This is a genomic window from Streptococcus cuniculi (assembly GCF_001921845.1).
GTDB lineage: Bacteria > Bacillota > Bacilli > Lactobacillales > Streptococcaceae > Streptococcus > Streptococcus cuniculi.
The window spans coordinates 19,435-37,953 of the sequence record NZ_MSJM01000002.1 but is presented as its reverse complement, the minus strand read 5'-3'; the positions used below and the strand labels follow the sequence as shown (position 1 = coordinate 37,953).

Below are 18,519 nucleotides of genomic sequence, written 5' to 3'. Positions count from 1 at the left end.
GCTCCGGCCAATGCCTACTATACTAGCCCTTCATACTATAGTATAAAACACTACAGAAGGTCTGTCAATGTGACATCTTTTCTGTAGTGTTTTGGTGATGAAACTGTTGCGAAATAAATGGGGTTAAACAGGGAAGGTCACCGTCATGGTCGTGCCTTGGTCTAAGAGGCTATCTACCTCAATGCTTGCGCCGTGGACTTGTAAGGCATACTTGACAATGGATAAACCTAATCCTGTTCCTCCCACCTGTTTAGAGCGGCTCTTGTCTGCCCGATAGAAGCGTTCAAAGATTCGTTCCTTGTCAGCCTTGGCAATTCCCACCCCCGTATCTGCTACTTGAAGGACCAGAGTGTCCTCATATTGTGACAATTCAACGCTTATCTTTCCCTGCTCCTTATTGTATTTGATTGCATTGTCGCAAAGATTGTAGAGGATGGATTGTAAGAGAGCTGGATTTCCCTTATAGAAAATGGTATCAGCTTTCAAGGTCAACGAAAGTCCTTTCTGCTTGATTTTTTCCTTTAATCCAGTTAATACCTGCTCGGTCAGGCTGGTCATATCGACTACCTCTTTATGAATTTTTCCTCCCTCATCTAACTGGGCTAGTTGTAACATATCCTCTACTAGTTGAATCATCCGTTTGCTCTCTTGATAGATTTTCGTAGAAAATAATTGAACGTTTTCTGGAGAAGCAAGGCCTGATTGGAGCATTTCGGAGTAGCCAAATAGAATATGCAAAGGGGTCCGCAATTCATGGGAGACTGTTGCTGTAAACTCCCTTCGGAGCTTGTCTAAATAGTGTTGCTCTGTCACATCAAAAAAGAGAATGACGGCACCTGTCTGCTCTGCTTCTGCCCAAATAGGACGAATGAGCACCTTGCTTTGTCTGTCTCCAACTTCAAAAATTCTCTCGGCTTTTTGACCGGTCAAGCCAGCTTCCAAGATTTCTTTCAGTCCTATATGGCGGGAAAAAGCTGGAATGAGGTGGCCGATGCTCGATTTGTCTAACTCCAAGAGCTGCCCCGCTGCGCCATTGTAAGAAACCAAGTAGCCCTCTTTGTCTACGATGACCATGCCCTCTTTCATTTTTGAAATGATGGTGTCAAATTCTTCCCTTTTTTGTTGGAGTAAGGCTTCCTTTTCTGCCAATTGGGTCTGGTGCTGCTCCAGGCGTTTCAGCAGAGGAGACAGCTCGACATAGACATCATTTTCAAACGGTTTTTCGAGATTCAATTTTTCAAGGGGTTCCAATAGCTTGTGAGAGATTCTCTTAGCAATAAAGAGCGACACTAGGCTGGACAGGACAAAAAGTAAGCCTAGCCAAGGAATCAACTGCCCCAACAAAACCCAAATCGTTTGTTGGGATAGGGATAAGCGAAGCACCGTTCCATCTGCCAATCGTTGAGCTGAATAGAGCCAGCGCTGGGTAAGGGTATCTGATTGTCGGATACTGTGCCCCATGCCTAGCTCTTTGGCTTCTCTTACTTCCTCACGGTCTGCATGATTGCCTAGCTGGTCTACTGATTTCTCCGAATCATAGAGAACCCCACCGTCAGGAGAAATCCAAGTGATGCGGAGTCCCTTGCTATCGAGTTCTCTTAAATAATGAAAGCCATCTTGCTCTACCGCTTGAGCCATCAGGCTAGTCTGGGTGCTCAATTGCTCCAACTGTAAGTCAGAAAAATAGTGGAAGAGATAGCCCAAGATAAGGAGGACCGTCCCAAGAAAAATCCCCATGGTCGATAGGAAAATAGCACGAAAGATTTTCTTAGTCATTTTCGACCTCCAAGAGATAACCTACACCCCTGATAGTTTTAATATAGCCAGCAGCAGGTCCCAGTTTTTGCCGTAAGGTTCCAATATGAACATCCACGGTTCGAGTTTCTCCGAGAAAATCCTGTCCCCAGACCCTATCCAACAGTTCCTGTCTGGTAAAGACTCTCTGCGGCGCTCGAACGAGCAACCTCAACAATTCAAACTCTTTCAATGTCAGCTCTAGCTTCTGCCCCTCAACAACTACCCGATACCGAGCCAGATCCAGCTCGATGAGTCCATAGTGCACGCGCTCTTTTTCTTGCGTTTTTTGGACACGGCGGAGGACAGCCTTGATACGAGAAATCATTTCCATCATTCCAAAAGGCTTGACCAAGTAGTCATCTGCCCCTAAATCCAGACTTTGTACCTTGTCAAATTCTGTTCCTTTGGCTGTCGCCATCATCACGGGCACCTGACGGGTCGATGCATTTTTCTGCAATTCTTCGAGGATGGATACCCCATCCTGACCAGGCATCATCACGTCTAAGATAATCAAATCTGGGAGCTGCTCTCTCAAGGCCTCCCAAAAACGAGTTGCCTCTGGAAAGCCCTTAGCCTCAAAACCAGCGGTTTTAAGGCTATAGAGCATTAGTTCTCGAATGTCATCATCATCTTCTACACAGTAGATCATTTTTTCACCCTTCTAATTGACCTGTGATTGCAAACTGGACCCATTTAGCGATATTGACCGCATGGTCTCCAATTCTCTCCAGATACTTGGCAATCATCAATAAGTCAATGGCCTGGTCTCCATTAGCAGACTGCATTCCTAAATAACTGGCCAGTTTTTCTTTTATTGTACCAAAATATTGGTCAACTGTATCGTCTTTTGCGATGACTTCTTGGGCTAGGACATCACTTTCTTTCACAAAGGCATCAATACTTCCAACCACCATCTGGCTGACCTGCTCTGCCATTTTCTTAATCAAGGGAATTTCATCTACTAGCTGAATCATGGTAGTGTGACTGATGAGATCTGCTACTTCTGATGACTGGGCGCCAATTCTCTTCATGTCATAGACCATTTTTAGGGCGGAGGAAACTGTCCGTAAGTCGCGGGCAACTGGCTGTTGGCGTAAGAGTAATTTGAGACAATGAGCTTCAATGGCTTGCTCCAACGCTTCCATCTGCTGGTAGGTTTGTTGAATCATCGCCTCATCCAACTGGCCTGGTCCATTTAATGCGTCAACCGAACGGGCAATCATTTCTTCACACAAGCCTCCCATATACATCATATCTTTCTGTAAGGCTTCGAGCTGACTTTCAAAACGTGAGCGCATTAACCGAACCTCCCTGTAATATAATCTTCTGTGCGCGCGTCTTTAGGCATACTAAAGAGTTGGCTAGTCTTATCATATTCAACCACTTCTCCCAGCAAGAAGAAGGCTGTCTGGTCTGATACCCGCAAGGCCTGCTGCATATTGTGGGTCACCATGACGATGGTGTAGTCCCGCTTTAACTCCAAGGCCAGTTCCTCGATTTTGGCTGTCGAGATTGGGTCTAAAGCGGAGGTCGGCTCATCCATCAGCAACACTTCTGGCTCAATCGCTAAGGCTCTCGCAATACAGAGGCGCTGTTGCTGGCCTCCTGATAGACCTAGCGCCGACTTGTTGAGGCGATCCTTGACTTCATCCCAGATGGCTGCCTGCTTGAGGGAACGCTCCACTAGTTGATCCAACTCCATTTTTTTGTGAATGCCATGCGTGCGTGGGCCGTAGGCAACATTGTCATAAATACTCATCGGAAATGGATTGGGCTTTTGAAAGACCATCCCTACCTTTTTACGAAGAACAGTCGTCTTCATCTCTTGGTAAATATCCTCCTGATCCAAAAGGATGCGCCCCTTGATATGACAATTCTTGACCAAATCATTCATTCGATTCAAACTTTTTAAAAGGGTGGATTTTCCACAACCAGAGGGGCCGATAAAGGCGGTAATCTTATTGCTTGGAATTTCCAGATTGATTTGTTTCAAGGCCTGAAAATCTCCATAGTGCAAATTCAACTGTTGAATACTTAATTTACTCATATCTATTTCTTCCTAACCTTCCTACAATCCATTCAGATAACAGGTTCATGACAATGACGAGAAGCAAGAGAACAACTGCCGTTGCATAGGTTTGATTGACATACATCCCTTCTCCTGAAATCACATACATGTGTACAGCAAGCGTTCGACCAGAACTTGTTAAACGACTTGCCACCTCTGCTACAGTACCCGCTGTAAAGATAAGGGCTGCCGACTCTCCGATGACACGCCCCAAGGCAAGGACAATACCAGAGAAAATACCTGGTAGGGCTGAAGGCAATACCACTCGAAAAATCGTTCGTAATTTTCCAGCCCCAAGAGCAAAACTCCCCTCGCGGTATCCCTCTTCAACTGACAGTAAGGCTTCCTCTGTCGTCCGCATGATTAAGGGCAAAATCATAATGCTTAGGGTAGCTGCCCCTGCTATCATCGACAATCCCATGTGGAGGAACTTGACAAAGAACAAGGCTCCAAACAAGCCGTAGACAATAGAGGGAATCCCTGACAGGGTTTCAGTTGCCAATCGAACTACTGTCACTAGAGGATGAGAGCTACTAGCATATTCCGTCAAATAAATAGAAGCACCAATGCCGATGGGAAGAGCAAGCGCTAAGGAAAGGACTGACATCAAAACGGTGTTCAACAAGGCAGGTAACATAGACACATTTGTACTAGAATACGTCCATGAAAACAAGTCCAAATGGAGATAAGGCAAGCCTTTCAAGAGAATGTAGACCACAATAAAACTGGTTGCTAGTCCGGCCAAGCCCGCTGCGAGATAGACCAGCCATCTCAAAACGAAAGACAAAGGATCCCGACTAGATGCTTGTTTAAAAAATGACACGATGGCTACTCCTTTTTATCAATCATGTAGAAAGTCGTATTAATCAGCAGAATGAAGAGAAAGAGGACTACTGCGGTTCCTATCAGCGCTTCCCGGTGCAAGTCTGTTGAATACCCCATCTCCATCACAATATTGGTCGTCAGGGTTCGCACGCCAGAGGTCAAGGAAGTAGGAATCAGGGCCTGATTACCGGCCACCATGATAACAGCCATCGTCTCGCCCATCGCTCTTCCTAACCCTAAAATGATACTCGCTAAGATACCTCGCTTGGCTGCTGGTAAAACGATGAAGAAAATACTGCGTTCATGAGAGGCTCCTAAGGCCAATCCTCCTTGGTAATAGGCTTTTGGAACGGCCCGCAAGGCTGCTTCTGACACACTGATAATCGTGGGTAAAATCATGATACCAAGCAAGATAGAGGCTGTTAACACTCCCATTCCATGACCACCGATGTACTGCCGCACAAAGGGCACCAAAACAACCAAGCCAAAGAACCCATACACGACAGACGGAATCCCTGCCATCAGGCTCACCGCTCTTTTAAAGAAAGGATACCATCTCTCCTTGCAAAAAAACGCTAAGTACAGGGACGTGAATATCCCAATCGGCACACCGATTAACAAGGCTCCTACCGTCACATAGACAGAGCCGATAATCATGGGCAAAATACCAAAAATCTGATTTGACGGTCTCCATTCTAAGCCTAAGAGAAAGTTGCCCCAGCCGATTTTCTGAATGGCTGGCAAGCCTGCTGAAAAGAGGAAGATACAAATAAAAACAACGGATAACACGGAGAGACAGGCAGTCATCAAAAAGACTGCTTGCATTCCGACTTCTCTAAATTGGCGCATGAAACTCCCCTTAGTCTGAAATATAGGTGGACCATTGCCCCTCTTTACCAGTGTAGATATCCTGCACTTGCTGAATACTTAGTCCGGATAGGGGATTTTCTTTATGGACGATGAGCGCAATACCGTCTCTTGCAATGACCGTTGCAGACACACCTTTTGCTGTTTCTGACTCTTTCAACTCCCGCGAAGCCATCCCAATGTCAGCACTTCCTTCCATAACGCTCGTTACGCCTGTTGAAGAGTCGCTTTGTTGAATTTCGACTGTCACGCCAGCATTTGCCCCCTGATAGGCTTCTTTCAATTTCTCCATCACCGGGTTAACAGAACTAGATCCAGCAACAACGACCTTTCCAGAACCTGCTGTAGCCTGATAAGCTGTGCTTGCCGCAACAGGAATATAGCCTGTCTTTTCCACAATAGCCTGACCATCTGTGCTAAGAATAAAGGACATAAAATCTTGTGCAGCCTCACTAACGGAGCTCTTGGTGACAATATTGAAAGGACGTGCAATTTTATAGCGACCCGATGTAATGGTTTCTACGCTTGGTGCTACACCATCGATTTCGAGTGTTTTAGTGCTTTCATCCAAGGCGCCTAACGAAGCATAACCGATTGCGCTAGAATCACCAGCAACTGTCGTCAACATCACCGCAGTTGAATTGGTGACAATGGCCTTTGCAGTTGTGCGATCGATTTTATTGCCTGCTGCATCTTTTCCTTCGATGCCAAATAGCTCGATAAAGGCACCACGCGTTCCAGATCCTTCTTCACGAGACACGACGGTAATGGCTTGGTCAACTGTACGAGTATTGTTCTGACCACAGGCCGTTAAAAAACCTAGACAGGCAAGACTAAGGACTGCCATTTTTGTAAAACGATTCAACATACGATAATCAACTCCTTCATTTTTATATCCCTATCTTACAGGTTCACTATCAAATCTTTTCCCTGTTTTCTGTAAAGTTTTTGTAAAATCACTCCTACCGTCTCCCCAGAGATGATGAAAGGCTGAAGTGCACTTGTGAAAAAACAGAGGACTAGGGACCAGCCCGCAGTAGTCTCACCACAAAAAAACACATTGAGCAGTTCAACGTGACATTGCTCAATGTGTGTTCTTTATTTACGATACATCTTGAATTGTAGATAGAGATCGTTGTAGTCTCCTAGGAGTTTGCGACCGAGGTTGTCGTAGACTTCTAGGTTTTTCAAGGTTTCATCTGAAGGGTAGAAAGCCTCATCGTCTTTTACGTCGTCTGGCAGCATTTCCTTGGCCTTGGTATTTGGCGTTGCATAGCCGATATACAAGGCATTTTGGTAGGCATTTTCTGGACGTAGCATAAAGTTGATAAAGGCGTAGGCTCCTTCGATATTTTTTGCGGTCTTTGGAATAACCATATTGTCAAACCAGAGATTTGAGCCTTTTGATGGCACGACATAGTGCAAGTGTTCATTGCCATCAAGCATCTCGCTTGCTTCACCTGAGAAGCTCACGGCAATTGCGGCCGCATCTTGAATCATGTAACCCTTGATTTCATCAGAGACAATCGCCTTGATGTTGGGTGTTAATTCATAGAGGTAGTCCGCTGCTTCTTCTAGCTCTGCTTTATTACGGGAATTGAGGCTGTAGCCGAGGGTCTGAAGACCAATCCCCATTCCCTCACGGGCACCGTCGACCAACATGATGTTGTCACGGTATTCTTCTGACCACAAATCTTCCCATTCCTGCGGAGGATTTTCAACCATGGTGTCATTGTAGACAATTCCCAAGGTTCCCCAGAAATAAGGAATGGAATAATCATTGTTCTCATCAAAACTCAAGCCAAGAAACTTGGGATCGATATTTTCAAGCCCTTTAATCTTGTTCTTGTCTAGTTTGACCAGGAGATTTTCGTCCATCATCTTGGAAATCATGTACTCCGACGGAATGGTCAAGTCATAGGTTGTTCCACCTTGCTGAATCTTGGTATACATGGCTTCATTGGAATCAAAGGTCTGATAATCCACCTTTATCCCTGTTTCTTCTGTAAACTTGTCCAAGAGTTCAGGATCGATGTAATCTCCCCAGTTATAGATGACTAATTTTTCTGTCGTTCCCTCATTCGACTGGTTTTCAAGCTGATGGCTGATACCAAAGAGGACAAGGACAATCACGGTAATTCCGATTAAAAAGGAATACAAGCGTTTCATTAGTTCACCTCCTTTTCACGAGAGATGAAGTAATAGCCCACGACCAACAAGATACTAAAGAGAAAGACTAGAGTGGAAAGGGCATTGATTTCAAGGGAAATTCCCTGACGGGCGCGTGAATAAATCTCAACAGACAGGTTGGAATAGCCATTTCCTGTGACAAAGAAGGTCACAGCAAAATCGTCCAAGGAATAGGTAAAGGCCATGAAGTAGCCTGCGATAATGGCAGGTGTCAGATAGGGCAACATGATTTCTTTGAGCATTTGGAATTGGCTAGCCCCCAAGTCATAGGCTGCAAGAACCATGTCGCCATTCATTTCCTTGAGGCGTGGCAAGACCATCAAAACCACAATCGGAATGGAAAAGGCCACGTGACTCAAGAGAACAGAGACAAAGCCAAGTTGGAAACCAATCACGGTAAAGAGAATCAAGAAGCTGGCTCCAATCATGACATCTGGTGCCACCATCAGGATATTATTGATGGAGAGCAACATATTTTGCCATTTCTGCTTGCTATTGTAGATGTAAATAGCACCGAAAGTTCCGATGACCGTTGCAATCAAGGAGCTGAGAAAGGCCAAGAGGAAGGTCTGGGCTAAGATGAGCATCAAACGGCTATCGCCTAGCATGGATGAAAAATACTCCATGGTAAAGCCTGTAAAGCCGTTCATGTCCCCACCCTCATTGAAGGCATAGGCAATCAGATAAAAAATCGGGAGATAGAGGACTAGGAAGGTAATGGTTAAATAGATTTTTCCAATTTTTTTCATTATTTCTTCCTCTCTTTCGTTAGCCACATGGTGAGGAGCATGGCCAGAATCAAGACCACCCCGATGGTGGACCCCATCCCCCAGTTTTGGGTAGTGAGGAAGTGCTGCTCAATAGCTGTACCAAGCGTAATCACGCGATTTCCACCGATGAGGCGGGTCAGCATGAACAAGCTCAAACTTGGGATAAAAACGGCTTGAACACCGCTTCTCACGCCATTCATGGAGAGAGGAAAGATGACTTTTGTAAAGGTCTGCCAAGCATTGGCACCCAAATCACGACTGGCATGAATGAGATTTTGATCCAAATCATCCAAGGCATTGAAAATCGGCAAAATCATAAAGGGAATTTCAATGTAGCTGGCCACCGTGATGAATGAAAAATCCGTAAAGAGAATCTGCTGGGTTCCCAAGCCTAGAAAACTCAAAAATTGATTGATGGATCCGTGTTGACCAAAAATACCGATAAAGGCATAGGCTTTCAAGAGCAAATTGACCCAGGTCGGCAAAATAATCAGCATCAGCCAGAGCTGCTTGTGCTTTAGCTGGGTGAGAAAAAAGGCTGTTGGATAGCTGATTAGCAAGGTCACAAGGGTGATGATTCCTGCGTAGAGAATGGAGTTCATACTCATCCGCAGGTAGGTCATATTGGGAGAGTCGAAATAGGTCTGGTAGTTCGCTAGTGTCAGATTGCCGTCAATGTCGAAAAACGATTTGTAGACAATCATGGCAACGGGCGCTAAGACAAAGAGGGCAATCCAAAGAGCATAGGGAAGAACGAATAATCTAGAGGTTTTCTTCATTTCGTTCCTCCTCGATTGCATTGATCAAGCCGTCTTCGACCTCTTCGACCTCCACGTATTCTTCGATACGAGCATCAAACTCTTCTTCCGTCTCGTTGAGACGCATGATATGAATATCTTCAGGTTCAAAGTCTAGACCAATCACCTCACCTTCAATGGCCTTGCGGGTGGAGTGAATCATCCACTCATTGCCCAAGTCATCGTAGGCGATGATTTCATAGTGAACGCCACGGAAGAGCTGGGTATCAACCTTGACCTTTAATTTTCCTTCTTCTGGCAGGGTAATCTGCAAATCCTCTGGACGAATGACCACCTGTACTGGCTCATTTGGCTTCATCCCACCGTCAACCGCTTCAAAACGCTTGCCGTTAAATTCCACCAAGTAGTCTTCGATCATACGACCTGAAATAATATTGGACTCTCCGATAAAGGTCGCAACAAAATGGTTAATCGGCTCATCGTAGATGTCTACAGGCGTACCCGATTGCACAATTTCCCCATCGTTCATGACAAAAATCCAGTCGCTCATGGCAAGCGCCTCTTCTTGGTCATGGGTGACAAAGACAAAGGTAATCCAAAGGCGCTGTTGCAATTCACGCAGTTCATACTGCATGTCTGTCCGCAGTTTCAAGTCGAGGGCTGATAAGGGCTCATCGAGCAAGACCACCCGCGGTTCGTTGATGATGGCGCGTGCAATGGCTACCCGCTGGCGTTGACCACCCGATAATTTTTGAATGGCGCGTTTTTCATAGCCTGCTAGGCGGACCATCTTCAAGACTTCTGTCACACGTTTTTCAATTTCTTCTTTGGGGATTTTTCGTAATTTAAGGGGAAATGCCACGTTTTCAAAAACAGTCATGTGCGGAAATAGCGCATAGGACTGGAAGACCGTATGGACATCGCGTTTATTGGTCGGTACATCGTTGATTCGCTCGCCATCCAGATAAATATCCCCTGACGTAGCATCTAAGAGTCCTGCAATGATATTTAAAATCGTTGATTTTCCTGAACCAGAAGCACCTAGGAGGGTGTAAAATTTCCCTTCTTCCAGCTCAAAGTTAATATCCTTTAAAACGACTGTCCCACTATCTTCAAATACTTTTGAAACGTTCTTAAATTCGATAATTGGCTTCTTCAATTCTCATAAATTCCTTCTTTATATGGATTACAGATTAAAGGCTCTGTTAGGCCTTTTCTGTCTCTAAGGCATCATTACTACCTTCTATACTGCCGGTTACGATAGGCTTCACCTCCCTTACGTCATTCAGTCTTGATCTATTACGGCGTTACCTCGTCTTGCCGAACCTAATGCCTGCAACTCGCTGTCTAGCACTAAATCAAAACTGAAAGACTTACGCTCCTTTATTCGTCCTTATTTTCCCTTATTTTAAGGAATCTCCTAAGATACGCACTTCACGCTCCAGCGTAATGCCAGAGTGTGTTGCAACGGTTTCAATGACATAGGCAATCAAGTCTTCATAATCTTGCGCTGTACCATTTGCGACATTGACCATGAAACCTGCATGTTTTTCAGACACTTCAACACCACCGATACGATGGCCTTTCAGGCCTGCTTCCATAATCAACTGTCCTGCAAAATGTCCCATCGGACGTTTGAAAACGGAACCGCAAGAGGGGTACTCTAGGGGCTGTTTCAATTCCCGTAGGTGGGTCAAGCGTTCCATCTCTTGCTTAATCGCCGTGTGATTACCAGGCTTCAAGGCAAACTTGGCAGATAGGACAATGGCCCCATTTTCTTGTAAAATAGACGAACGATAGCCAAATGTCAAGTCACGAGCGTCGAGCGTCTCCACATAGCCTTTTGGCGTCAAAATTTGAGCCGAAACAAGGATATGCGCAATCTCACCACCGTAAGCCCCTGCATTCATAAAGACGGCTCCGCCAACGCTTCCAGGAATACCACAGGCAAATTCAAAACCTGACAAGGAATGATGGGCAGCAACCTGCGTTGTCTGAATCAGATTGGCACCTGCTTCTGCCTCGATTGTATAGCCTGATACGGTAATGCTATTGAGCTTGTCCATCCGAATGACAAAGCCTCGAATCCCACCGTCACGAACGATGATGTTGCTCGAATTTCCCAGTACCATCCATGGAATCTGTTCCTGATTGGCAAATTCGACAATCCGCACCAATTCATAGCGATTGCGAGGAAAGGCCAGATAGTCGACCTTGCCCCCAACCTTGGTATAGGTATAGTCTTTCAATGGTTCATCGAAGCGAATATCGATTTCTGTTAAGGTTTGTTTGATTTTCTCTTTCATAATGTTCACTCCCAAAGTACATTCAGTCCATTATACCAAAAATCCCCGTAAAAAACGATAAAAAAAGAAAAAAGGAGGTGGGGTTCAATCGCAATGTCAAAGTCGCGATTGTTCTCACTCCTTTACGAATCAGTTTGGGTTAAAATGGCCTTATTTTTTGACATTAGTCTATGCTTCGACACGCACACCATGCCTGTCTACCGTCAAGATAACACTTTCCCCGTCTAGCTGCAAAGCATCAATAGCGTCTTTTAGCGCCACTTCCTTGGCTTGGTCTGCTAGGACCATGACCGTTGGACCTGCTCCTGATAGATAGGTCGCATAAGCTCCCAATTCCCGTCCTAATTGGCGAATCGGATAAAATTCCTGCACCAATTTTTGGCGGAAAGGTTCATGGAACAAGTCGGCCTCAATCGCTTTTCCAGCCTCAACCAAATCACCTGTCAACAAGGCTGCAATCGCGACATTAGCGATGGCGCTTGCTGCGACAGCTTTCTTCGATGAAAATTGTGTCGGCAAGACACCGCGGCTCTCACTGGTGCGCAAAGGATAGTTTGGAATAAAGGCAATGAAACTTGCTTGAGGAAAATCCGTCACAATCTTAGCCACCTTTTTATTCACATAGCTTGAAATGACCAAGTTTCCGAAGATAGCTGGGGCAACATTATCGGGATGTCCCTCGATTTCTGTTGCAATCCGCAACTTTTCATCATCACTCAACTGCAAGTCTGCCAATTGATTGGCCAACTCAATCCCCGCTACAATCACAGAACTCGATGAGCCAAGACCACGCGCAAGTGGGATGTCACTCGTCATGCGGACATGGTGGGGTCGCAAATCTGGGCACACTTTCAGAGCTGTCTTAATCAAGAGGTTGTACTGATCTGACGGCACAAACTCTAGATCATGTTCGACAAACCATTCTTCCTGCTCTTTTACAACTTCGATGGTCAAATATTTGGACAGGGCCACCCCTAGAGAGTCAAAGCCCGGTCCGATATTGGCACTCGTTGCTGGTACAATAATCTTCATCTTATTCCCCTAACACTTTAAAGGTATTTTGCAACGTGAAATCGGTCGCTTCTGCTAACTTGGCTGTCACGTTTTCAAGCTGTGTCTTGTTCATGCTATGAGTGACCACAACCAAGCGGGCTTGCGTTCCGTCAGAAGCCTGTTGCAGGATTTGCTTGAAGGAAATTTCTTCTGCATTGAAAATCTCTGCCAGCTGCAACAAGGTACCGTTTTTATCAGGCGCCACAATAGAGAAATAGTATTCACTACGCACATCAGCAGGTGCCGCTAATTGAAGCGGACGAGAAAACTCATTAAAGGCCTTACCGATGGTCTTGTCTTTCAAACGACGGACAATGCGGATAATATCTGCGGTAACGCTAGCTGCGGTCGGCTTTTGCCCAGCTCCTGGTCCGTAGTACATGGACTGGCCGATTCCGATTGACTCGACAAAGACTGCATTCATGACCCCATTGACACTTGCTAGGGGATGATTTTTCGGCAAGAAGGTTGGTGACACTTCCGCTGACAAGCCAGAAGCTGTCTCACGAATATCTCCGACTAATTTAATCACATACCCCAACTCCTGCGCAACTGCTACATCCTCTGGTGAAATACCTGAAATTCCCTTATGCTCCACATGGTCAAAATCAATGGTCATCCCAAAACCAAATTGGCTGAGAATCACTGCTTTATAGGCCGCGTCAATTCCTTCCACATCATTGGTCGGGTCTGACTCTGCATAGCCCAACTCTTGAGCAGTTTTCAAGGCCTCTTCATAGGTCCAGCCCTCATCGACCATCTTGGTCATCATAAAGTTCGATGTCCCATTCAAGACACCAAGGATACGCGTCACTTTGTCAGACACAAATGAATTGGACAAGGTCCGCAAGATTGGAATTCCCCCTGCGACTGCCGCTTCATAATAGAGTGCCACACCATGCTTTTCCGCAAGGCTACGCAACTCACTGCCATGTACTGCAAGCAAATCTTTATTGGCCGTTACCACATGTTTTCCTGCTTCCAAAGCACGGCTGATAAAGGTCTTAGCAGGCTCAATCCGCCCCATCAACTCAACGACAATCTGAATCTCGTTGTCTGCTAAAATCTCATCAACATTTGTGACAAAATGATAGTTGTGTCCTGCTGCTTCCAAGCGTGCTTTTTCCGCATCATCCCGTACCAAAACCTTTGCAATCTCAATCTCGTCTTGAGCAGCCTGTTGAATCTTTTCTGCGTTTTCCTTCAACAAAAAGGGAATACCGCTTGCTACTGTACCAAATCCTAATAATCCAATTTTCACTGACATACATGCTCCTTTAAAAAACTATTTTTACTATTATATCAGATAATTAAAGCAGTTGGCAAAAAATTTGCTATAATAGAGGAAGATATCAAAAGGAGGTCCTTATGCCCGCACAAAGAAGTCGTTCGACTCGAAACCACAAAAAACGCCGCAACCATACCAAAGGTCTATGGACTGCAATCAGTACCTTACTACTCATTCTACTGGCTATCGTTTTGTATCTCAATCGTGACAGCATTCTAGCAATCATCAATCCAAGCACTCAACAGAGTCAGACGATGGCTATAACTACGACAACAACCAGCCAAGAAGCAATAAGGGAGACGAGCGAAGCAAGTCCGTCAAGCAGCGAGGACATTACCTGGGAAAAACAAGTAGAACCTGTCAAAATTCCCATTCTCATGTACCACGCCGTCCATGTCATGGCGCCTGAAGAAGCTGCCAATGCCAATCTGATTGTTGACCCGACGACATTTGAAAGTCACCTCAAAGCCTTCCAAGAGGCTGGATACTATACGCTGACACCTGAAGAAGCCTATAAAGTATTGACCGAAAATGTCCTCCCAAAATATAAAAAAGTCGTCTGGCTCACCTTTGATGACAGTTTGTGGGATTTTTATAGCATCGCCTACCCGCTTCTCAAACAATACAACATGAAAGCGACCAATAACGTCATCACAGGTGCAACCGATACCCAGGCCGACCATCTGACCTTGGAGCAAATCAAGGAAATGAAGGACAATGGCATGTCCTTCCAGAGCCATACCGTCAACCATCCTGACCTCGAATATAGCTCGCCTGAAGCACAGACTACCGAACTAAAAGACTCCAAGTCTTACCTAGACAACAACCTCAATCAAGAGACCATTGCAGTCGCCTACCCCGCAGGGCGCTACTCCGACCAAACCATCAAGACCGTCGAAGAAGCCCAGTACAAACTCGGTGTGACCACCAACGAAGGCCTCGCCTCTGCTGCTGACGGCCTCCTGACGCTCAACCGCGTTCGTATCCTACCCGTCACAACACCTGAAGTCCTACTCCAAACGATTGGACAATAACAATATACGACAAAAAAAACAAGAGACTGGCCTAAGGCCAGTCTCTTGTTTTATCAGTTCCTTATGAAAGAACTATTCACAGGTTCAAAGAGGAAGCAATCCTACTCAAGGATTCTACTTTCAGCAACCTGCTTGTACCAATAGGCACTTTTCTTGGGATAGCGCTCTTGGGTCTCAAAATCGACATAGAAGAGACCATAGCGTTTCTCATAACCATTGGACCAGGAGAAGACATCCATCAAGGACCAGAGGAAGTAGCCTTTGACATTGGCACCGTCTGCAATCGCATCCGCAATCACGCCCAAATGCTGCTTCACATAGTCAATCCGGGCATCATCGTAGACCGTACCATCTACAAACTCATCCTTGTAGCCCAAGCCATTTTCTGTAATATAGATCTTTTTATAATTTGGATAATTGGCCTTCACCCGCATGATTTGGTCATACAAGCCTTGCGGATAAATCATCCAATCCCAGTCCGTTCTTGGAACATCTACATCAAATTCTCTGCGCCCAACGCCTTTGATTTGATATTTGGAGCCACCTTTTTCACCTTTGCCGTTGTGGGTAATCTCCGTCTTCTCGACATCATCTCCCCGCATCCAATCACTCATGTAGTAATTGATTCCTAGGAAATCATTCAAGTCCTTGGCTGCCTGCAAATGCTCAAAGTCTTCCTTGCGCAAATCAAGCTCTCCGCCATTTACCGCCAAGATATGGTTAACTCCTTGCATGGTTTCATCGGAGTATTCGCCAAGGTAGGTCGCATCCAAAATAAAGCGATTATGGATAATATCTTCTAGCTCTGCTGCCCGAACATCGGCTGGATTTTCAGGATTATAGGGATACTTGGTTGGTAGGGCATGAACGACCCCAATCTCACCTGTATAGCCCTTGTCTTTAAAGAGTTTAACCACCCTAGCATGTGCCACCATCATATTATGATGAGACTGAAAGACTTTTGCTAGATCATACTGGATACCCGGCGGGAATTTTCCGACCAAATACTGGCCGTCTCCAATCGGACCAATTTCATTAAAGGTTGTCCAAAATTTTACTTCTGGAAATTCTTCAAAGCAAAAGGCAGCATAATCCACAAAATGGTCAATCGTATCACGGTTGAGAAAATCTCCCTGAGAATGCAAGGCTTCTGGTGTATCAAAATGATGCAGGGTCACAAAGGGCTCCACATGGCGCTTGTGACATTCTGCAAACAAGCGATGGTAAAAGGCAACACCTTTAGGATTGACCTCTCCATATCCTGTTGGAAAAATACGAGACCAGGCAATGGAAATCCGAATGCCGTTGACCCCAAATTTTTCTGCCAATTCTAAGTCAACGGGATAGCGATGATAAAAATCACTAGCAGGATCTGCACGGTACCAATAATGATCGGCTAGATACTTGTCCCATGCAACAGCTCCCTTGCCATCTATTTGAGTGGCTCCTTCTGCTTGATAGGCTGCGGTTGCTCCACCAAAAATAAAATCTTTCGGTAATTGTTTGACCATTTTTCACCTCTAGTCTTCTAATTGTTGCTTGACAAATGCCAAGGCTCCTTGGCCATCTCGTGTCAACTTGATGTACTGTGCACCTTCAGTTTTAGCTAACTTGATACCAAGTTTATCTGTTTCAACCTTCAAGTCTTCATAGTTTGAAGCTACTTGAGGAGCTAAAATAACCAATTGATACTGAGGTAAGATTTCACGGTGTCCACCATAACTTCCTGCAGCAGCAGTAACGGGCGCACCATATTCTTTCGCAGCTTTTGTAAGGGCATTGGCCAATAAACCACTGGTTCCGCCACCTGCACAGAGAACCAAAACATTGGTCTGTTCTGTGATTTCTTTCGCTTCAGTAGCGCCTGCTTTTTCAAGAATAGCATCTGCTTTTGCGGTATTAAAGTTTGCTGCAACTTTTTCTTTCAATTCATCTGAAGATTTGCCGGTACGCTCTTCTTCAAGAATTTGATGATCATAGACTTTTAGGAATGGGTAGTAAATAGCAACGTCAACAACAATCAAAACAGCTGCTAAAATGAAGGATAATACTTGGAAATTAGTTCCTAGAACAAGCCCTAAGGGAGCTGGAGTTGTCCAAGGTAAATTCGCAGTGAAACTGTTCATGCCCAAACTATCAATGAAGAATTTGAAAATCCAAACGTTGACAATTGGCGTTAAAATAAATGGAATAAAGAAAACAGGGTTTAAGACAAGTGGTGCACCAAACAAAATGGGTTCATTCACACCAAAGAATGTAGGTACAACGGATGCACGTCCAATTGCTTTATTACGTTTTGATTTGGTCAACCACATGAACATAAACGGAACCACCAGTGTCGCACCAGTACCACCCATCGTAACGATAAACATTTGAGTACCTGACGTTAAAATCTTGTCAGCGTGTTCTCCAGCTTGGAGCAATTGCAAGTTCGCTTCTGCATTCGCATAGGTAATGGCTGCAATAGCTGGTTCTACAATAGAAGGACCATGGATTCCAACAAACCAGAAGAAGGCAAAGGCTCCAAAGATAATGGTAATTCCCACATAGCCATCTGCAGCTTGGAACAATGGAGCTAATAGTTTACCAATAGATTCAGCAACATTTACACCTAGAGCATTGTGGACAAGGAGTTCGATAGCGTACAGCAATATCACTGAAACGGTGAAAGGAATCAAGTCTTTAAATACTTGTGAAATATTCGGTGGAACTTCTTCCGGCATCCGAATGGTCACATTGTTTTTCACGCAAACCTTGTAAACATTCACCGTAATGAAGGCTGCGATGAAAGCTGTTAGCAAGCCCTTGGTCCCCATAAAGCCAGTTAAGAAACCACCACCTTCTGCTGGATTAGCAGCCATTAGCAGGAAACCAACAATTGCTGCAAGCATTGTCGAAATAAAGTTTATTTGATTGGTGTTAGGCAGTGAGCGGTTCATAGAATCGGTCAAGGCTTTTGCAGTTGTCCCAGCGACAAACAGCCCCAAAATACCCATTGAATAATTATAAGGTGTCATCAGAAGGGTCTCAATATCTGCGCTCCATTTGAATCCCCAAGCATTTGGAACATAGGCAATCAGAATGAAAATACTTGAGAAAAGAATCACTGGCATTCCAGCAATAAAGCCATCCCGAATAGCACGTAAGTAAATATTGCGTGAAATTTTTTCAAATAGAGGTTTTCCGCGCTCGATTTGTGCAATTAACTGATTCATATTAGCTTCCTCTCTTATACAATTCAATCATGTGTGACATCATGTCTTTGAGGAGCAAGGTTGTCATCAAATGATCCTGACCATGCATCAAGGTCACACTAAAGGCCAAATCATCTCCTGCTGCTTCTTTTTGTAAAAGAGCTGTTTGAGTATGATGGGCTTCCACAATACATTCATTGGCTGCTGCAACCAACTGTTCTGCTCGGTCAAAATCCCCTTGTTGGGCAGCTGTCAAAGCCTCCAATAGTTTGGAACGCGCATCCCCTGCGAATGCAACGATTTCAAAACCAAGCAATGTAATTTCTTCTCTATTCATTTTGTTTTCTCCTTTTGCTATGTTTGATGAGA

18 protein-coding genes are annotated in these 18,519 nt (G+C 44.9%); 1 reads left to right on the top strand and 17 read right to left on the bottom strand.

From position 1 onward, the window contains the following. Window positions 1-123: 123 nt before the first annotated feature. From BU202_RS01850 to BU202_RS01785, 14 genes are all read right to left on the bottom strand, one after another. Complete coding sequence (locus BU202_RS01850) at window positions 124-1,776, bottom strand: sensor histidine kinase (protein WP_075104111.1); 1,653 nt, start codon at window positions 1,774-1,776, stop codon at window positions 124-126. Next, complete coding sequence (locus BU202_RS01845; protein ID WP_075104110.1) at window positions 1,769-2,446, bottom strand: winged helix-turn-helix domain-containing protein; 678 nt, start codon at window positions 2,444-2,446, stop codon at window positions 1,769-1,771. Before BU202_RS01845 ends, BU202_RS01850 begins: the two co-directional genes overlap by 8 nt. Before the next feature lie 4 nt (window positions 2,447-2,450). Next, window positions 2,451-3,095, bottom strand: a complete 645-nt coding sequence (phoU, locus tag BU202_RS01840) for a phosphate signaling complex protein PhoU (RefSeq protein WP_075104109.1) — start codon at window positions 3,093-3,095, stop codon at window positions 2,451-2,453. Next, on the bottom strand, window positions 3,095-3,844 hold the full coding sequence (gene pstB, locus BU202_RS01835) for a phosphate ABC transporter ATP-binding protein PstB (protein ID WP_075104108.1): 750 nt from the start codon (window positions 3,842-3,844) through the stop codon (window positions 3,095-3,097). Before pstB ends, phoU begins: the two co-directional genes overlap by 1 nt. Then, window positions 3,837-4,688, bottom strand: coding sequence for a phosphate ABC transporter permease PstA (gene pstA, locus BU202_RS01830; RefSeq protein ID WP_244149002.1), 852 nt, complete (start codon window positions 4,686-4,688; stop codon window positions 3,837-3,839). The genes pstB and pstA overlap by 8 nt, the downstream gene beginning before the upstream one ends. A gap of 5 nt (window positions 4,689-4,693) precedes the next feature. Continuing rightward, a complete protein-coding gene (pstC, locus tag BU202_RS01825; protein WP_075104106.1) occupies window positions 4,694-5,539 on the bottom strand; it encodes a phosphate ABC transporter permease subunit PstC in 846 nt (281 codons plus the stop codon). A gap of 10 nt (window positions 5,540-5,549) precedes the next feature. Beyond that, window positions 5,550-6,425 (bottom strand): substrate-binding domain-containing protein, encoded by an 876-nt coding sequence (locus BU202_RS01820; protein ID WP_075104105.1) that lies wholly within the window; start codon window positions 6,423-6,425, stop codon window positions 5,550-5,552. 230 nt (window positions 6,426-6,655) lie between these two features. Next, entirely contained in the window at window positions 6,656-7,726 is a 1,071-nt protein-coding gene (locus BU202_RS01815) for an ABC transporter substrate-binding protein (RefSeq protein WP_075104104.1), read from the bottom strand. Beyond that, complete coding sequence (locus BU202_RS01810) at window positions 7,726-8,496, bottom strand: ABC transporter permease (protein ID WP_075104103.1); 771 nt, start codon at window positions 8,494-8,496, stop codon at window positions 7,726-7,728. The genes BU202_RS01815 and BU202_RS01810 overlap by 1 nt, the downstream gene beginning before the upstream one ends. Next, window positions 8,496-9,296, bottom strand: a complete 801-nt coding sequence (locus tag BU202_RS01805) for an ABC transporter permease (protein ID WP_075104102.1) — start codon at window positions 9,294-9,296, stop codon at window positions 8,496-8,498. The genes BU202_RS01810 and BU202_RS01805 overlap by 1 nt, the downstream gene beginning before the upstream one ends. After that, window positions 9,280-10,434 (bottom strand): ABC transporter ATP-binding protein, encoded by a 1,155-nt coding sequence (locus tag BU202_RS01800; RefSeq protein ID WP_075104101.1) that lies wholly within the window; start codon window positions 10,432-10,434, stop codon window positions 9,280-9,282. Before BU202_RS01800 ends, BU202_RS01805 begins: the two co-directional genes overlap by 17 nt. Before the next feature lie 244 nt (window positions 10,435-10,678). After that, window positions 10,679-11,581: a UDP-N-acetylmuramate dehydrogenase gene (murB, locus tag BU202_RS01795; RefSeq protein WP_075104100.1), complete on the bottom strand. Its 903-nt coding sequence runs from the start codon at window positions 11,579-11,581 to the stop codon at window positions 10,679-10,681. A 168-nt stretch (window positions 11,582-11,749) separates the two neighbouring features. Further along, the gene (gene thrB / locus BU202_RS01790; protein ID WP_075104099.1) at window positions 11,750-12,613 is read right to left on the bottom strand and encodes a homoserine kinase; all 864 of its coding nucleotides are present in this window, start codon (window positions 12,611-12,613) and stop codon (window positions 11,750-11,752) included. Window position 12,614: 1 nt separating this feature from the next. Continuing rightward, a complete protein-coding gene (locus tag BU202_RS01785; RefSeq protein WP_075104098.1) occupies window positions 12,615-13,901 on the bottom strand; it encodes a homoserine dehydrogenase in 1,287 nt (428 codons plus the stop codon). Window positions 13,902-14,002: 101 nt separating this feature from the next. On the opposite strand from BU202_RS01785, the gene BU202_RS01780 reads away from it, so the two are divergent. After that, window positions 14,003-14,956 carry a polysaccharide deacetylase family protein gene (locus BU202_RS01780; protein ID WP_075104097.1) on the top strand — a complete coding sequence of 318 codons (954 nt, stop codon included), beginning with the start codon at window positions 14,003-14,005 and terminating at the stop codon, window positions 14,954-14,956. A gap of 101 nt (window positions 14,957-15,057) precedes the next feature. Here the strand turns inward: BU202_RS01780 and lacG are convergent, their stop codons facing one another. The 3 genes from lacG to BU202_RS01765 are packed head-to-tail and all read right to left on the bottom strand — an operon-like array spanning window position 15,058 to window position 18,487. Then, complete coding sequence (gene lacG / locus BU202_RS01775; RefSeq protein ID WP_075104096.1) at window positions 15,058-16,467, bottom strand: 6-phospho-beta-galactosidase; 1,410 nt, start codon at window positions 16,465-16,467, stop codon at window positions 15,058-15,060. Window positions 16,468-16,476: 9 nt separating this feature from the next. After that, on the bottom strand, window positions 16,477-18,171 hold the full coding sequence (locus BU202_RS01770; protein WP_075104095.1) for a lactose-specific PTS transporter subunit EIIC: 1,695 nt from the start codon (window positions 18,169-18,171) through the stop codon (window positions 16,477-16,479). A 1-nt stretch (window position 18,172) separates the two neighbouring features. Beyond that, the gene (locus BU202_RS01765) at window positions 18,173-18,487 is read right to left on the bottom strand and encodes a PTS lactose/cellobiose transporter subunit IIA (protein ID WP_075104094.1); all 315 of its coding nucleotides are present in this window, start codon (window positions 18,485-18,487) and stop codon (window positions 18,173-18,175) included. Window positions 18,488-18,519 lie beyond the last annotated feature (32 nt).

Bases quoted from the DNA above. Each gene is read 5' to 3' on its own strand.
- BU202_RS01850 (WP_075104111.1), bottom strand. From the start codon at position 1,776: ATGACTAAGAAAATCTTTCGTGCTATTTTCCTATCGACCATGGGGATT.
- BU202_RS01845 (WP_075104110.1), bottom strand. From the start codon at position 2,446: ATGATCTACTGTGTAGAAGATGATGATGACATTCGAGAACTAATGCTC.
- phoU (WP_075104109.1), bottom strand. From the start codon at position 3,095: ATGCGCTCACGTTTTGAAAGTCAGCTCGAAGCCTTACAGAAAGATATG.
- pstB (WP_075104108.1), bottom strand. From the start codon at position 3,844: ATGAGTAAATTAAGTATTCAACAGTTGAATTTGCACTATGGAGATTTT.
- pstC (WP_075104106.1), bottom strand. From the start codon at position 5,539: ATGCGCCAATTTAGAGAAGTCGGAATGCAAGCAGTCTTTTTGATGACT.
- BU202_RS01820 (WP_075104105.1), bottom strand. From the start codon at position 6,425: ATGTTGAATCGTTTTACAAAAATGGCAGTCCTTAGTCTTGCCTGTCTA.
- BU202_RS01815 (WP_075104104.1), bottom strand. From the start codon at position 7,726: ATGAAACGCTTGTATTCCTTTTTAATCGGAATTACCGTGATTGTCCTT.
- BU202_RS01810 (WP_075104103.1), bottom strand. From the start codon at position 8,496: ATGAAAAAAATTGGAAAAATCTATTTAACCATTACCTTCCTAGTCCTC.
- BU202_RS01805 (WP_075104102.1), bottom strand. From the start codon at position 9,296: ATGAAGAAAACCTCTAGATTATTCGTTCTTCCCTATGCTCTTTGGATT.
- murB (WP_075104100.1), bottom strand. From the start codon at position 11,581: ATGAAAGAGAAAATCAAACAAACCTTAACAGAAATCGATATTCGCTTC.
- thrB (WP_075104099.1), bottom strand. From the start codon at position 12,613: ATGAAGATTATTGTACCAGCAACGAGTGCCAATATCGGACCGGGCTTT.
- BU202_RS01785 (WP_075104098.1), bottom strand. From the start codon at position 13,901: ATGTCAGTGAAAATTGGATTATTAGGATTTGGTACAGTAGCAAGCGGT.
- BU202_RS01780 (WP_075104097.1), top strand. From the start codon at position 14,003: ATGCCCGCACAAAGAAGTCGTTCGACTCGAAACCACAAAAAACGCCGC.
- lacG (WP_075104096.1), bottom strand. From the start codon at position 16,467: ATGGTCAAACAATTACCGAAAGATTTTATTTTTGGTGGAGCAACCGCA.
- BU202_RS01770 (WP_075104095.1), bottom strand. From the start codon at position 18,171: ATGAATCAGTTAATTGCACAAATCGAGCGCGGAAAACCTCTATTTGAA.
- BU202_RS01765 (WP_075104094.1), bottom strand. From the start codon at position 18,487: ATGAATAGAGAAGAAATTACATTGCTTGGTTTTGAAATCGTTGCATTC.